12 protein-coding genes are annotated in these 14,606 nt (G+C 65.7%); 5 read left to right on the plus strand and 7 right to left on the minus strand.

Annotation, left to right across the window (positions count from 1 at the left end):
* Window positions 1-109 precede the first annotated feature (109 nt).
* Both ACYQ6W_RS06460 and ACYQ6W_RS06465 read left to right on the plus strand, forming a co-directional pair.
* A complete protein-coding gene (locus ACYQ6W_RS06460; protein WP_459674278.1) occupies window positions 110-2,617 on the plus strand; it encodes a GcvT family protein in 2,508 nt (835 codons plus the stop codon).
* Between the two features lie 81 nt (window positions 2,618-2,698).
* Window positions 2,699-3,400, plus strand: a complete 702-nt coding sequence (locus ACYQ6W_RS06465; protein WP_459674279.1) for an SIMPL domain-containing protein — start codon at window positions 2,699-2,701, stop codon at window positions 3,398-3,400.
* Window positions 3,401-3,596: 196 nt separating this feature from the next.
* Here the strand turns inward: ACYQ6W_RS06465 and ACYQ6W_RS06470 are convergent, their stop codons facing one another.
* Window positions 3,597-5,294, minus strand: a complete 1,698-nt coding sequence (locus ACYQ6W_RS06470; RefSeq protein ID WP_459674280.1) for a thiamine pyrophosphate-binding protein — start codon at window positions 5,292-5,294, stop codon at window positions 3,597-3,599.
* A gap of 230 nt (window positions 5,295-5,524) precedes the next feature.
* On the opposite strand from ACYQ6W_RS06470, the gene ACYQ6W_RS06475 reads away from it, so the two are divergent.
* The 3 genes from ACYQ6W_RS06475 to ACYQ6W_RS06485 all read left to right on the plus strand — a co-directional run bounded on the left by ACYQ6W_RS06475 (window position 5,525) and on the right by ACYQ6W_RS06485 (window position 8,720).
* Window positions 5,525-6,370 carry a sulfotransferase family protein gene (locus ACYQ6W_RS06475; protein WP_459674281.1) on the plus strand — a complete coding sequence of 282 codons (846 nt, stop codon included), beginning with the start codon at window positions 5,525-5,527 and terminating at the stop codon, window positions 6,368-6,370.
* Window positions 6,371-6,515: 145 nt separating this feature from the next.
* Complete coding sequence (locus ACYQ6W_RS06480) at window positions 6,516-7,949, plus strand: GGDEF domain-containing protein (protein ID WP_459674282.1); 1,434 nt, start codon at window positions 6,516-6,518, stop codon at window positions 7,947-7,949.
* A 75-nt stretch (window positions 7,950-8,024) separates the two neighbouring features.
* Window positions 8,025-8,720, plus strand: a complete 696-nt coding sequence (locus ACYQ6W_RS06485; RefSeq protein ID WP_459674283.1) for a VIT1/CCC1 transporter family protein — start codon at window positions 8,025-8,027, stop codon at window positions 8,718-8,720.
* A 57-nt stretch (window positions 8,721-8,777) separates the two neighbouring features.
* Here the strand turns inward: ACYQ6W_RS06485 and ACYQ6W_RS06490 are convergent, their stop codons facing one another.
* Genes ACYQ6W_RS06490 through pqqA form a run of 6 tightly spaced genes read right to left on the minus strand, consistent with a single transcriptional unit; the run spans window position 8,778 to window position 14,313 of the window.
* Window positions 8,778-11,144: a membrane-bound PQQ-dependent dehydrogenase, glucose/quinate/shikimate family gene (locus ACYQ6W_RS06490; RefSeq protein ID WP_459674284.1), complete on the minus strand. Its 2,367-nt coding sequence runs from the start codon at window positions 11,142-11,144 to the stop codon at window positions 8,778-8,780.
* 20 nt (window positions 11,145-11,164) lie between these two features.
* The gene (pqqE, locus tag ACYQ6W_RS06495; RefSeq protein WP_459674462.1) at window positions 11,165-12,235 is read right to left on the minus strand and encodes a pyrroloquinoline quinone biosynthesis protein PqqE; all 1,071 of its coding nucleotides are present in this window, start codon (window positions 12,233-12,235) and stop codon (window positions 11,165-11,167) included.
* A gap of 14 nt (window positions 12,236-12,249) precedes the next feature.
* Window positions 12,250-12,540: a pyrroloquinoline quinone biosynthesis peptide chaperone PqqD gene (gene pqqD, locus ACYQ6W_RS06500; RefSeq protein ID WP_459674285.1), complete on the minus strand. Its 291-nt coding sequence runs from the start codon at window positions 12,538-12,540 to the stop codon at window positions 12,250-12,252.
* A gap of 8 nt (window positions 12,541-12,548) precedes the next feature.
* Entirely contained in the window at window positions 12,549-13,286 is a 738-nt protein-coding gene (pqqC, locus tag ACYQ6W_RS06505; protein WP_459674286.1) for a pyrroloquinoline-quinone synthase PqqC, read from the minus strand.
* Window positions 13,283-14,182, minus strand: a complete 900-nt coding sequence (gene pqqB / locus ACYQ6W_RS06510) for a pyrroloquinoline quinone biosynthesis protein PqqB (RefSeq protein ID WP_459674287.1) — start codon at window positions 14,180-14,182, stop codon at window positions 13,283-13,285. Before pqqB ends, pqqC begins: the two co-directional genes overlap by 4 nt.
* A gap of 35 nt (window positions 14,183-14,217) precedes the next feature.
* Window positions 14,218-14,313, minus strand: a complete 96-nt coding sequence (gene pqqA / locus ACYQ6W_RS06515) for a pyrroloquinoline quinone precursor peptide PqqA (RefSeq protein ID WP_459674288.1) — start codon at window positions 14,311-14,313, stop codon at window positions 14,218-14,220.
* Window positions 14,314-14,606: the final 293 nt, after the last annotated feature.

Below are 14,606 nucleotides of genomic sequence, written 5' to 3' on the forward strand. Positions count from 1 at the left end.
CCCGGGCCGTCGTGATCCTTCAAATCCGGCGGCGAGAAACTTCTGTAGCCAGGGCCGGCCGGCTCCCTATCCTCGGGCCGATTTTTCTTCATTTGAGTTAGGGTACCACATGAAGACCCAAGCGCGCGTTGTCGTCATCGGAGGGGGCGCCGTTGGCGTCAGCACGCTCTACCACTTGGCCCGGAAAGGCTGGAGCGACGTCGTTCTCATCGAGCGGCGAGAGCTGACCTCGGGCTCCACCTGGCACGCGGCGGGCCTTCTGCCGCTCTTCAACCTCAGCTATTCCGTCGGGCAGCTCCACAAGTATTCCGTCAATCTTTACAAGAGCCTGGAAGCCGAAACGGGTCTCAACGTCGGCCTCTCCACGGTCTCCAACATCCGCCTGGCCCGCACGCAGGACCGGATGGACGAGTACCGCTATTATGCCGGCATCGCGCGCACCATCGGCGTGAACGTCGATTTTCTGACGCCCGAGCAGGTCAAGGAAATCTGGCCGTTGATGGAGACGCACGGCATCATCGGCGCCATCCAGCACAAGGAAGATGGCTACGTGCAGCCGGCTGACCTGACCCAGGCGCTGGCGCGCGGCGCGCGCAACCTCGGCGCCGAGATCTACCGCTACACCACGGTGACCGGAATCACCCAAAAGCCGAACGGCGAATGGGTGGTCTCCACCGACAAGGGCGACATCACCTGCGAACACGTGGTCTCGGCCACCGGCAATTTCGCGCGCAAGACGGGCGAGATGGTGGGCCTCGACGTGCCCGTCATCCCCGTGGAGCACCAGTATATCGTGACGGAGCCGCACCCGCTGGTGCAGGAGCGCCGCGCGAAAGGCCTGCCTGAGATGGGCGTGCTGCGCGAAAGCGACAGCTCCTGGTACATGCGGGAGGAAGCCGGCGGCCTGCTGCTCGGCCCCTATGAAATCGGCGCCCCCTGCTGCTATGTCGACGGGCCGTCCGACCAATCCGAATACGAGCTGTTCCAGGAGGATCTGGACCGGCTGGCCCCCTATATCGAAACCGCCATCGAGCGCGTGCCGGCCTTCGGCGAAGTGGGTGTGAAGAAGGTCTATAACGGCGCGATCGCCTATACGCCGGACGGCAGCCCCATCGTCGGACCGGCCTGGCACCTCAAGAACTTCTGGCTCAACGAAGGCCACAGCTTCGGCATCACCGCCTGCGGTGGCGCCGGGTGGCAGCTGGCGGAATGGATCGTTGAGGGCGAACCCTCCGTCGATATGATGGGCGTCGATCCGCGCCGCTTCGGCCCCTATGCCGGCCGCGGCTATCTGCGGGAAAAGACCGAGGAGGCGTACGCCAAGGTCTTCACGGTGCATTACCCGGAAGAAGAGCGCGGCGCGGCACGCGGCCTGAAGCGCAGCCCCTGTTATGACCGCATGGCGGCGAAGGGTGCCGTCTTCGGCACCGTCTACGGCTGGGAGCGGCCGGGCTGGTTCGCGCCGGAAGGCTACGCCCTGAGCGAGACCGACCTCAACAAGGCGGATGTCCTCCTCAACGAGAATCACGCGGATGCCGACAAGAACGGTGTCATCCGCGAAAAGTGGAGCTTCCGCCGCTCCAACGCCTTCGCATTCGTGGGCCAGGAAGCCCGCCACGTGCATGAGAAAGTCGGGCTGCTCGACATGTCGGCCTTCGCCAAGATGGAGGTGACGGGTCCGGGTGCGGCCCAGTGGCTGGAAAGCATTCTGACCACCAAGGTGCCGAAGGTCGGGCGCGTTCAGCTCTCCTACCTGCTCACCAAGCGCGGCGGCGTGCGCTCGGAATTCACCATCTTCTCGATGGGCCCGAGTCAGTTCTACCTCGTCTCGGCCGGTGCGCTAGAGCGGCACGACCACGACTATCTGGAGAAGCTGGCACCCACCGACGGCAGCGTGAAGCTCGCCCGGGTGACGACGCAATATGGCGTGCTGGTGCTGGCAGGCCCCCGCTCCCGCGCACTCTTGCAGAAGCTGACCGATACCGATCTCTCCAACGCCGCCTTCCCCTGGCTGACGGGCAAGATGATCTCGGTGGGGGCTGCGTCCACCCTCGCCATCCGCGTCAACTATGTCGGCGAACTCGGCTGGGAGTTGCATCACCCGATCGAGATGCAGAACTACATCTTCGACAAGCTCTTCGAAGCCGGCGCGGAGTTCGATTTGAAGCCCTTCGGCATCAAGGCGATGGACAGCCTGCGCCTGGAAAAGAGCTACAAGCTCATCCCCCGCGAGATGTCGATCGAGTATTCGGCTTACGAATCCGGGCTCGACCGGTTCGTCTCGCTCAAGAAGGGGGATTTCCACGGGCGGGATGCGCTGCTCGCCTGGAAGGAAGCGGGCTTGAAGAACGCCTTCGTGACGATGGAAGTGCATGGCGTGACGGATGCGGATGCGCGCGGCTCCGAGCCGATCTATATCGGGGACGAACTCGTGGGCCGCACCACCTCGGGCGGCTATGGCTGGCGCGTCGGCAAATCGCTGGCACTCGGCATGCTGCGGCCCGATCTCGCGACGCTCGGCCAGGAGGTGGAGATTTCCATCCTCGGCCAGCGCCACACGGCGACCGTCATCGCCGACAGCCCCTTCGACCCGGCAAACGAGGTGCTGAGGGGCTGAGCCACAAAAGCGCCATGCCCTTCCGCTCCCATGATGTCACCCTCGGGCTTGTTGTCCCGAGGGTGACATCAGGAGGGACGGATGACCGCATCCAAGACCAGAAGCGCTCTTTTCGGAACGGCCCTGCTCCTTGCAGGGCTTTTTTCGTACGGCAGCGCCGCCTGGGCAGACACCCGGCTGAAGCTCACGGTGACGGCGAGCGTCACGGTCATGCCAGACGAATTGGTGGCGCAGCTGACGGCTCAGGCGGACGCGTCTTCGGCCGGCGCCGCCCAAGCCCAGGTGAACGACATGGTGGCCAAGGCGCTCGCGACGGCCAAGGGGCTACCCGGTGTCACGGCCAGCACCACGGCCTACTCGGTCTGGCACCAGACGGACCCGAAGGATCTCTGGCATGCGTCTCAGGGCATCGCGCTGCGCGCGCATGACGGGGCAGGCCTGCTGGCGCTCGTCGGGCAATTGCAGGAGGCGGGTCTCGCAGTCGGCGACCTCTCCTGGCAGCTCTCCCCGGCGCTCGCCGAGAAGAGCTACGAGCAAGCCATGGCGAAAGCGATCGACAAGCTGACGGCTCAGGCGGGAGTCGTCGCGACGCTCATGCATCTGCAGGCGCATGGCTTCAGCAGCGTGACGGTGGGCGACGACGGCGCGCCGCCCGGCCCGCGCCCGATGATGCGCATGATGACGGCGGCGGCACCCGAAGCGAAGACCTTGCCAAGCGCGCAAGCGGAAGAGCAGACGGTTTCGGCCACCGTCTCGGGCGAAGCGCGGCTGGAGACCCCGTAAAGGATATCTCCACAACCCGGCGCAGGGGGGAAAGCGGCCCTTCTCGCCGGCAGAGCGTGATCAGGCAACGGCGGTGCTGCGCTGCTGGATGGCGAAGCCAGCGACCATTGTGGCCGCGAGTGGAAGCAGCAGGCGCAAGATGCGGCAGGGCGCCGAGGCCGGGGCCGCAGCCAATGACCGCCCGTCCGGCCCCTCGTCACTCGATCCCGATCATGATCTCCACGAGGTTCGCGGTGCCTGAGGCGATGCCCGCCTCGATGGCGGGGGCGACGTCCTCAGGCCGTTCGACCCGCCGTGCCGGTAGCCCGAAGGAGGCGGCGAGCGCCAAGTAATCCACTGCAGGCTCCGCAATATCCATGGCGATGAAGCGGTTGTTGCGGGTGGAGAGATAATCCTTCTGCCCCTTCATGAAATTCTTCAGGATGTTGTATTCGCGATTGTTCATGACGACGAAGGTGACGGGCAGCTTTTCATGCGCCGCCGTCCAAATCGCCTGCGGGCTGTAGAGGGCCGCGCCGTCTCCGACCAGCGAGACCACGGGTTCACGCCCGAGCCCGAGCGAACAGCCGACGGCCGCGGGCATGCCCCAGCCCAGCGCGCCGCCGCGCAGAAAGGAATACTGGTTCGGGCTCTGGCTGTTGAGGAATCCACGCAAATGCAGCGCCGTGGCGATCGCTTCGTCCACGATGTGAATCCCGGGGCCGATGGCGCGCGCGGCTTCCTGGGCTGCAACCAGCGGCGTGATCTTCGGCGCATTCCATTCGGCGGCCGCGCGGGCGGCAAGCGACGCGCGATGTGCTGCGCGATGCTCGGCCGCTTTTGCGACCAGCGCATCATAGGCCGCGCGGCGTGGCGCCGTCGCCGCCTCCAGCAGCGGCTGCATCGCACGGAGCGAGGCCCGCACGTCCCCCACCACGGAGAGTTCCGTCGAATAGGTGCGGCCGAGATCACGCACGTCGGTCGACATCTGGTAGACCGCGCAACCCTTCGGAATGATCGGCCCTGCGGAATAGAGAATCGTGATCAGCGACTTTCCTCCCAGGGCGAAGATCGCGTCATACTGGGTGAGCTTTTCGTAGATCTCCCGCCCCTTGTTCGGCATGTTGCCGGCCCAGAGGGGATGCGCCGTGGGGAAGGGCAGACGTGACGGCCATGAGGAACCATAGACTTCGGCGCCTAGCGTCTCGGCCATCTTCGCCACTTCCGCGGCCGCTTCGCTGAAATAGACCTCGTCGCCGGCGATGACAAGGAGCCGCCCCGGCGTGACGGCAGCAAGCCGCCGCGCCAAATCGTCGAGGGAACCCGCCACCGTATGGCGATCGATCATGGAGGGTTCCGTGATCTCGACCGCGCTCATCTCCTCCATCACGTCCATCGGCAGCGAGAGGAAAACCGGCCCGGCCGGTGCCGCATTGGCATCATGAAAGGCGCGCCGCACGAGCACGGGCAGTTGGTCCGCATGCGCCACCTCCTGCGCCCATTTCACCGCGGGCCGCGCGATCTGGATGAGATCGCCGAGGAGCAGCGGGTCGGTGATGGTGTGGCGCGAATCCTGCTGACCGGCAGTCACCACCAGCGGCGTCTGCGATACCTGGGCATTGAGCAGATTGCCCATGCCATTGCCCAGGCCGCCGGCCGTATGCAGGTTGAGGAAGCCCGGGCGGCGCGCGGCTTGCGCATAGCCATCCGCCATGGCGACCGCACTCGCCTCCTGCAGCGCCCAGACATATTGAATGTCCGGCGAGCCGGTGAGCGCGTCCATCAAGGGCAACTCCGTCGTGCCGGGATTGCCGAAGATGTATTCCACCCCTTCGCTGCGCAAAACCTCCAGCAGAACGGCTGCGCCACGGCGATAGCGGGCCTCGTCGACGGCGGTGATGGGACCAGCGGACATGCGGCTCACTCCTGACTAGCGCCCGCGATAGTGGCCAAGCGCGCGAACGCTGGCCAGGGGCGGATGCCGCTTGGATGCGATTGGCAAGAATGCGCGCCTCCACGACGGCCTTATGGCACCATTGCTGCGCTGGCTTGCCCTCAGACGGAGACGATCTTGCGCCGCAAAGCAGGTGACCGGGCCGCCGCAACCGCCTTAAGATCGAATTCGCAACGGAAGGGAGCCTCGGGATGGCGGGCAGGAAGGACCGGGTCGTCCTGATCCTCGGCATGCACCGCAGTGGAACCTCCCTGCTCGCGCGCATCCTGCACCACCTTGGCCTTCCCCTGGGTGAGCGGCTGCTGACCGGACCAATGCCGGACAATCCCCAAGGCTATTGGGAGCATGCGGAGATCGTGGCCATCCAGGACGGGCTGCTGGCCGCTCTGGATCGCAGCTGGTGGGGCCGCCACGCCCTGTCCCCTCTCCCGCACGGGTGGCAGAACGCTGCCGCCACGCAGGCGGCCCGGCGCGCGCTGCGCGACATTCTCCGCGCCGAACTCGCCAGCGCCCCCGGGCTCTGGGGCTTCAAAGACCCGCGCACGCTCCGCTTCCTGCCCCTGTGGCAGGAGATTCTGGAGGAACTTGGCTTGGAGACGAAGCTCATCCTCGCCATGCGTCACCCGGCGGCAGTCGCGCAATCGCTGCGGCAGCGGAATGGCCACCGCCTCGGCTTCGCCCAAGCACTCTGGGCCTTCAACATGCAGGAAGTTCTGGCCACGGCTGGCGGCCAGCTGACCGCGGTCATCGATTACGACCTGTGGTTCGTGCGGCCTTCCAGCCTCTGCGCCCATCTTTGCGCGCATCTCGGCCTAGCTTGCCCGGCGGCATGGCCAGTGCATCTCCTCGACGCCGGGCTGCGTCACCACGGGCAAACGGAGGCGCCGTGTCACCCGGCAGCGACGGCCCTGCATACCGCCCTCGCCGAGGCCGCCCCTGCGGCACTGCCACCCGCGCGCCTCAATCCCCTGCTCGTTCCGCTTTCGGCGATGATCCGCCGCCAGCACGGATGGTTCCGTCTCTTGCCGCGCGGATGATAGACATTTCCGATGGGAGGGCGCAGATATCCTCAAAACGTTTCACCCTGGAGCGGCCGTGAAGCTTTCCTCAAGCCTCACTCTGAAGCGCCCGTTTCCCACCTGGCGACGAGGCTCCGCTCGTCCGGATCCGGACCCGCTGCCTTTGGCGGAAGGTTTCGGCACCGAGCCCGCGACGCTCGCCCAGAAGCTGATCTTCGGCAGCGTCGCACTGGCGATGACGCTCCTTTTCCTCGGCGCCGTCGCACAGGCCGCGCGGCCGATCGTCCCGATCCCCGGCTTCATGCCGGCCTTCCTCGCCGTGGTCTTCGTGACGGATCTGGTGACGGCGTCTCTTCTCTTCGTGCATGCGCCGCTTGCCCGCCGCCCAGACCTGAGCTGGCTCGCCGCCGCCTATCTCTTCAGCGGCGGAATCGCCTGCGTCCAATTCCTCGTCTTTCCCGGCATCGTGAAGGACACAGGTCTCTTCGGAGCGGGGCCGCAGACCGCCGTGTGGCTCTGGGTGTTTTGGCATGCAGGGTTTCCCGGCCTCTTCGCCATCGCCTTCCTGCGCCGCCTGTGGCTGGAGCGCCGCGCCCGCGCCGGGCTTCGGGATCAGGCCCCGCGCCCCACCATGCATGCGGAGCACGGCCTGTTGCTCGGGCTGTTCGTTCTGCTGGCCGTCGTGGCACTCGGCATCCTCGTCACGCGCTTCCAGGATCTGCTGCCGCCGCTGATCACCGGCCGCGCCTATGGCCATCTTGCCAATACGGCGATCGGCAAAACGGTCATCCTTATCAACCTCGCGACCGCAGCCCTCGTCCTGTTCGCGTCGCGCGGCCGCAGCCTGCTCGATCTCGGGCTTTGCGTGACCATCCTTGCCGCGACCTTCGACGTCGCCTTCACCCTGGCGGCGGGCGCCCGCTATTCGCTCGGCTGGTATCTGGGCCGCGGCTTTTCAGCCTCCTGTGCCTTGCCGATTCTGACGATCTATCTCGTGGAGCTGACTTGGCTTTATGCCCGCGTCACTCGACTGAACATGCAGCTCGCGGAACAAGCCCGGTTCGACGTCACCACCGGCATCTATAACCGGCGGTATTTCAACATAACGCTGTCGGAGGCCTTGAGCGCCGCGGCAACGAAACACCGCACGCTCGCTCTGCTCCTCATCGATGTCGACCACTTCAAGCGCTACAATGATGCGATGGGCCATCTCGCGGGGGACCGCTGCCTCCATCAGATCGCCCAAGCCGTCCAGGCGGCTCTGACGGAGGAGGGTGAATTCGTCGCCCGCTATGGCGGCGAGGAATTCGGCGTCGTCTTGCCCGCGGCCGACACCCAGATCGTGACGGCGCGCGCGGAATCGATTCTGCGCATCGTCCGGGCGCTCGCTCTGCCGCATCCGGATAGCCCGACCGGCTCCTGGGTGACAGTCAGCATCGGCGCCGGCCTCGCCTGGCCAGGCGCCCGCTTTGCCGACCTCGTGAACGCGGCGGACACCTCGCTCTACACCGCGAAAGGGTCCGGCCGCAGTCGCTGCGGCCCCGCCCTGACGGCAACACAAGCGCCCGGTGCCGGCGCGACGGGCTCATTGCCCTGATCGTCATCAAGGCATCACGCGGTGATAGCCTGAGGATGAGGCACGCTTTGACCTCTGAACCCTGCGGAGCCGCCGATGCCTTTTCGCCATGCCGAGACCCACCTCATCGCCCGGATCGGGTGGCTGCGGGCCGCGGTCCTCGGTGCCAATGACGGCATCATCTCGACCGCGAGCCTGATGCTCGGCGTCGCGGCCGCCGCCACCTCGCGGGGCGAGGTGCTGACCGCCGGGATCGCGGGCTTGATTGCGGGTGCCATGTCGATGGCTGCCGGCGAATACGTCTCGGTCAGTTCGCAGTCGGATACCGAGAGGGCCGATCTCTCCCGCGAACGGCGGGAACTCGCCGCCGATCCGGAAGGCGAGACGGTGGAACTCGCACAAATCTATACGGCGCGAGGCTTGGCGCCTGACCTCGCGCGCCAGGTGGCGGAACAACTGATGGCGCGGGACGCGATCGGGGCCCATGCGCGCGACGAACTCGGACTGTCGGAGCTGTCGACGGCCAAGCCGATCCAAGCCGCCGTGACCTCGGCCGCGACCTTTGCCGCCGGCGCCATTCTTCCGGTGATCGCAGCAGTGCTGGCGCCACGCGGCGCCGTTCTGCCGGTCGTCTTCCTCGTCGCGCTGATCGTGCTCGCGGTTTTGGGCGCAGTCGGCGCGCGGGCCGGCGGCGCCTCGATCCTGAAGCCGACGCTCCGCGTTGCCTTCTGGGGCGCCCTCGCCATGGGTGTTACGGCCGCCGTGGGGGCGCTCGTCGGCCATGCCGTCTGAACGACAAACCCCAGCCGTGGACCGGCTGGGGTTCGTTCTGTCTGCGATGCCCTCAGTTCACGAACCGTCGGGCAAAGCATAGGCGCGGATATAGTCGCCGATCTTCGTGCCGAAGGAGCCGTGCCCGCCATCGACCGTGACGATGTATTGCTTGCCGCCGACGGCGTAGGTCATCGGCGTCGACTGGCCACCAGCGGGCAGACGGTCCTGCCACAGCAGCGTGCCATTCTTCATGTCGAAGGCCCGGATGTAGTAATCCATCGTCGAGGTCAGGAAGGTGACGCCGCCGGCGGTTGCCAGCGGGCCGCCCAGCATCGGCGTGCCGAGGTTGAAGGGCAGCGGAATCGGCGTCTCGTCCCGGATGCTGCCGACGCGATGCTCCCACACCACCTTGTTCGTCTGCAGATCGAAGGCCGCGATATTGCCCCAGGGCGGCGCGAGGCAGGGCACGCCAACCGGCGAGAGGAAGCCGGTCAGCCGCACGCCGAAGGGCGTGCCAAACATCGGTTGTACCCCGGTTTCGGACCCGGCCGGCTGGTTCTTGCCGGGCTCAGGCGGATTGTTCGGCCCACGCGGGATGAGGCGCGAGACGAAGGGCATACCCATCGGATTGACGATCGCGATCTGCCCTGCCTGATCGACGGATATGCCGCCCCACTCGAACATGCCGAAGTCACCTGGAAAGACGAGCGTGCCCTGGACGGAGGGCGGGGTGAACGGCCCCTCGTAGCGCAGCGAATGGAACATGATGCGGCACATCAGCTGATCGAAAGTGGTGCCGCCCCACATATCCGCGCCCGTGAGCTTCTTGCGCGGCCGGAAGCTGAGTTCGGAATAGGGCTGGGTCGGAGAGACGTGATCGCCGGGGGCCGCCCCTTGTGGCACCGGCGTCTCCGGCGCCGGCACGATCAGCTTTCCGTTGCGCCGGTCGAGCACGAAGATGTTGCCGGTCTTGGCGGGCGCGTAGATCGCCGGCACGACACCGTTCTGCGTCTTCACGTCGGCGAGCGTCGGCTGGGACGGAAAGTCCATGTCCCACAGGTCGTGATGAGCATTCTGGTAGAACCAGACGAGCTTGCCGGTCTTGATGTCGAGCGCGACCAGGGAGGAATCGTAGCGCTCCTCATCCGGCGTGCGGTTGCCGCCCCAAATGTCGTCCGCCCCGGTGCCAAGGGGCACATAGACCATGTTGAGGTTCTGATCGATCACCGACGGCGCCCAGGCATTGGGCGAGCCCGCCGTAAGCGTATGCGTGGCGGAGGGCATTTCGTTCGGATCGGGATTGCCCGCGTCGAAAACCCAGAGCAGCTTACCGGAATAGACATCATAGCCGCGAATGGCGCCGGACGGCACCTTCTTCGACCAATTGTCGATGACCGATCCACCCATCACGAGAACCTGTGCGCCCACCGCCGGGGGAGATGTCCCCTCATAGAAGCCGCTGACCTGGTAAGGGCTGCCGTATTTCAGATCGACGACGCCGTGATCGCCGAAGCTCTGGCACAGAGACCCGTCATCCGCATTGATGGCGTAAAGCAGGCCGGTGTCGGTGGGCAGGAAGATGCGATGCGGGCAATCCGCGGGCGCTGCCGCCCCGTCCACCGTCGTCGCTCCCGGGGTCGTCTCATGATAGGAGACGCCGCGGCATGTCAGATGCTGGAAGGTCGGATTGTCCTTGATGTGCGGATCGAACTTCCATTTGAGCTTCCCCGTCGCTGCATCGAGCGCGAAGAGAATCTGATGGGGTGAGCAGGCATAGAGTGTATCGCCGATCTTGAGCGGCGTGTCCTCGTACGTGGTCTCCACCGGGTCGTGCGGGCCACGCATGTCACCGGTACGGAACTGCCAGGCGAGCTTGAGCTTGTGGACATTGGCGGGCGTGATCTGGTCGAGGCTGGAGAAGCGGTTGCCCCAATTGGTGCCGCCGTAAGCAGTCCAATCCGCGCCGGCGACGCTGCCGGGCGGCTGATTGGCGAACTGGGCGACACCGCGAATGGCATGGCGATCATGGCTGAGCGAGACGCCGAGCGTGACGACCGCGAGCAGCACCGTCGCGCCGAGCGCCGCCTTCCCGCCTCGGGCCGGGACGGCGATCCGATTGGCAACGAAGGGCAGCAGAAGCCAGACGCCGAGCGGCGCCAGAATGTCGCCACGCGGCGCGAGCTGCCAGAAGTCGAAGCCGACCTCGACCACCGCCCAGATCAGCGTGCCGAGCAGCACCGCGGCATAGACCCAGAACGCCGTCGGCCGGCGCATCCATGTCAGGATGGCGGTGATGACGATGAAGATGCCAGCGATCAGATAATAGGCCGAACCACCGATGGCGAGCAGCCAAGCGCCGCCGATTCCGAGATAGAGGCCGACCAGGGCCAGGATCAGACTTGTGATGATCACGATGATCGGGGGTCGCGCGCTTGCGCTCATCGCTCTGCGCTCCTTCAGGACTATGCGGTTTTGGCGTTGTGCCGGAAGACGAAGGCCGGCGGCTCGGGTGGACGGGCTGCGATCAGCTGCCGCAGATCCTCATGCCGTGACGATCGGACGCAAACGGGGTCGGTCGCAGCGGCATCGCCCGCAAGCACCAGCGCCTGGCAGCGGCAGCCGGCCCAATCCTCTTCCTTATGGGCGCAACTCTGGCAGGGTTCCGGCATCCAGTCGGTCCCGCGGAAGCGCCGGAACGCGGGATCATTCTCCCAGATGTCGGCGAGAGACCGTGCCCGGACGTTGGGGAAGACAAGATCGGAGATGGTTTCCGCGGCATGGCATGGCAGTGCCTGGCCGCGGGGCCCGATGACAATGAAGCGCCGCCCCCAACCAGCCATGCAGGGCTTAGGCCGATCGCCGTGATAATCCGGCGTCACGTAATCGATCGTCAGGCGGCCGGCATGGCGGTGGCGCGCCTGCTCCACGGCTTCCGTCGCCTGACGCAGATCCTCGGGATCGGGTAGGAGGGCATCGCGATTGAGCAGGCCCCATCCGTAATACTGGGTGTGGGCGATTTCGACCCGCTGCGCCCCGAGTTCCGCGGCCAGCGTCACCATGGCAGGAACGGCACGGGCGTTCTGCCGATGAATGACGAAATTGCAGGTGAGCGGCAGACCCGCAGCGATGACCTCTCGCGCCGCCATGATCTTGCGCGCCTGTGCCCCTTGCATTCCGCCGATCCGTTCTGCCTCCGCCGTGTCGGCGTGCTGAAAGGAGAGTTGGACGTGGTCGAGGCCTGACGCGGCGAGTTGCTCTATCCGCCGTGCATCGAGCAGAACGCCAGAGGTGATGAGGTTGGTGTAGAGGCCGACCTCGGACGCCGCCCGCACGAGTTCGGGAAGGTCGCCGCGCGCCATTGGCTCGCCGCCCGACAGATGCAGATGGAGAACGCCGAGCGCGGCCGCCTCGGCGAAGACGCGGGCCCAATCGCGGGCCGCCAGCTCCTCCCGGGCCCCGGCGATTTCGAGGGGATTAGAACAATAGGGGCAGCGCAAGGGACAGCGATGCGTGACCTCGGCGACGAGCGCCATGGGCAGCGGCGCCGTCACGCCGCCGCACCGCGCACGATCAGGACGCCCTGCTGCATCAGCTCGGCGACCATTTCCACCACATCCTGCTCGATGACCTTCGCCGGTGCCGTGAAGCGTGCGGCGAGCGTAGCGACGATGATCGCAATGCTGCGGCTACCGTCGATTTCCGCCAGAACGGCCTGCGCCGGCCCGTCGGGAATGAGGGCGCGCTCCGGAGTCAACAGCACCCAGCTGTTCCGGGCGGCATCGAAGCGATAGCGGACGCCTCGCGGAAAGCTCGGAACGGTTTCGGCAGTGGGTTGCATCGGATCTCTCAAACACCGGCGGGCCGGAAGCAACCAGGCGGCACGAGGCCCGGTGCCACATAGGCGAAGTAGAGCGCGTCAAGCTGGGCCCACAGCACGTCGCATTTGAACCGGAGCGCGGCGAGCACCGCCTCCTGCCTCTCGACGTCGGTCGCGTGCCGGCGCACGTAGTCCAATGCGAAGGTCACGTCCTTCGGCGCCTGGGTCAGCCGAGGCGCGAAGTAGGCGAGCGTCTCTTCCGTGACGAAACTATAATGCCGCAGCATGCCCGACACACGTTCACCGATGATCGACGGCGAGAACATCTCGGTGAGTGACGACGCAATCGCCTCGAGAACCGATTGTTCCTGCACGAAGTGGACATAGGCATCTACTGCGAAGCGCGTGCCAGGCAGGATCCCGACTGTCGATTCGACATAGTCGCGATCGAGATCGAGACCTTGCACGAGTTTCAGCCAGCGGGCGATGCCACCGGTGCCAGGGGCGTCTCCATCATGATCCAGAATGCGCGACCGCCATGCCAGTCGCAGCTCCGCCGTCGGCAGGCGCGCCATCAGGCTCGCATCCTTCGCAGGAATACGGCTCTGATAGTAGTAGCGATTGAGCGCCCACGCTTGCACCTGTCCCTTCGTCAAGTCCCCGTCATGCAGCAAGCGGTGGAAGGGATGCAGATTGTGGTACCGCTCGGCGCCAATGGCGCGAAGCGCCTCTTCCAGCGCGTCAGGCGACAGCGGCCCCGTACTCATGCGGTGATCTCCATTCCATCATGAGCGACATCCCACCCCGCCGCCCGCACCGCCGCGTGCTCCGCCGAACTGCGGTCCAGGATCGGATTGGAGTTGTTGATGTGGATGAGGATCTTTCGCGCAATCGGCAGATCCGCGAGGGAATCTAGTGTTCCGCCCTTGCCGTAGACGGGCATATGACCCATGCGCCGGCCTGTCTTCGGGCCGAGTCCACGTTGAATCATCTCATCGTCTTCCCAAAGCGTGCCGTCGAAAAAGAGGAGATCGGCATCACGCAGCCGCGCTCGGAGACTGTCATCGATGGAGGCGCATCCCGGGATGAAGAGAGCGCGCCGGTGTCCATCCGACAGCTCAACGCCAAAGACATCGTCCTCCGACGCGGCAGACGCCGTGCCACGTTCGAGATAGAGCGGCACCTTGCCCGGTACCGCGAACAGCGTCGCCTGCAACCCGCAGGGCAACACAAAGCGGGCGCCCGCCAAGACGCTCTGCCGCTGCACGATGTCTCTCTGCAAGACGTCGAAGATGGGATTGGCGGCGAGGATCGACAGCACCCGCTCGCTCGCAAAGAGCGTGAAGGGCTGCCGCTCGCGCAAGGTCAGTAGACCTGCGATCGCGTCCACCTCGCCGCTCGTCAGAATCACGCTCGCAATCGGCGAGGATCGGTCGGCTCCCTTTGGATGAAGCACAGGAGCTGCCAGGATCTGGCGGCCAATGTCGGGCGAAGCATTGAGAATCGTCCAAGCCTGACCATCGCCGCTCACCGCAAGTGAAGCTTGGGTTTGGACGGGGCAAGCAGCCTCACCGGCGCGTGCACGCCGGCAGTTCTCCGCATTGGAGTTCCATTGCGGAAAGCCGCCACCGGCCGCCGCCCCGAGGACGACGATGGAGATCATTCGCGAACGTGCCGCCCTTGTTGGGCGGACGGAGATCAGGCGGTCTTCGCCGAGACGTAGCTGTTGATCTCCGCGCCGAGGGCGATGGAGACGATACGGGGCTTGTTCCAGGACATGGCATGACCTCTCAATCTAACCACCCTGTAATTGGGCCTTTAGGCAATCCGCGCAACCCGTGGACCGGGCAACGACGGAGTGAACAACGGCGGAGCCTCGGAGCGCGTGACAAAGCTGCGCGAGCGAGGACCGCGCGAGAAGATCCGAACCGGCCGCGGGCAAGACACGCAAGATATGGACAGGCCCTCATCTTCATGGCATCGAAACCAATGTCACGGTTATGTGAAATTCCGGCGGGGTCGGCTTTCGATCTATTCCTTCCCCGAAAAGGCCCTTAAACGTGACGTTTCGGCAATAGAGGAGCAAA

The organism is Acidisoma sp. 7E03, assembly GCF_054665075.1.

Bases quoted from the DNA above. Each gene is read 5' to 3' on its own strand.
- pqqE (WP_459674462.1), bottom strand. From the start codon at position 12,235: ATGGCGCTCGTCGCCGAGGTCACGCATCGCTGTCCCTTGCGCTGCCCC.
- ACYQ6W_RS06460 (WP_459674278.1), top strand. From the start codon at position 110: ATGAAGACCCAAGCGCGCGTTGTCGTCATCGGAGGGGGCGCCGTTGGC.
- ACYQ6W_RS06465 (WP_459674279.1), top strand. From the start codon at position 2,699: ATGACCGCATCCAAGACCAGAAGCGCTCTTTTCGGAACGGCCCTGCTC.
- pqqD (WP_459674285.1), bottom strand. From the start codon at position 12,540: ATGCAACCCACTGCCGAAACCGTTCCGAGCTTTCCGCGAGGCGTCCGC.
- pqqB (WP_459674287.1), bottom strand. From the start codon at position 14,182: ATGATCTCCATCGTCGTCCTCGGGGCGGCGGCCGGTGGCGGCTTTCCG.
- ACYQ6W_RS06490 (WP_459674284.1), bottom strand. From the start codon at position 11,144: ATGAGCGCAAGCGCGCGACCCCCGATCATCGTGATCATCACAAGTCTG.
- ACYQ6W_RS06475 (WP_459674281.1), top strand. From the start codon at position 5,525: ATGGCGGGCAGGAAGGACCGGGTCGTCCTGATCCTCGGCATGCACCGC.
- ACYQ6W_RS06485 (WP_459674283.1), top strand. From the start codon at position 8,025: ATGCCTTTTCGCCATGCCGAGACCCACCTCATCGCCCGGATCGGGTGG.
- pqqC (WP_459674286.1), bottom strand. From the start codon at position 13,286: ATGAGTACGGGGCCGCTGTCGCCTGACGCGCTGGAAGAGGCGCTTCGC.
- ACYQ6W_RS06470 (WP_459674280.1), bottom strand. From the start codon at position 5,294: ATGTCCGCTGGTCCCATCACCGCCGTCGACGAGGCCCGCTATCGCCGT.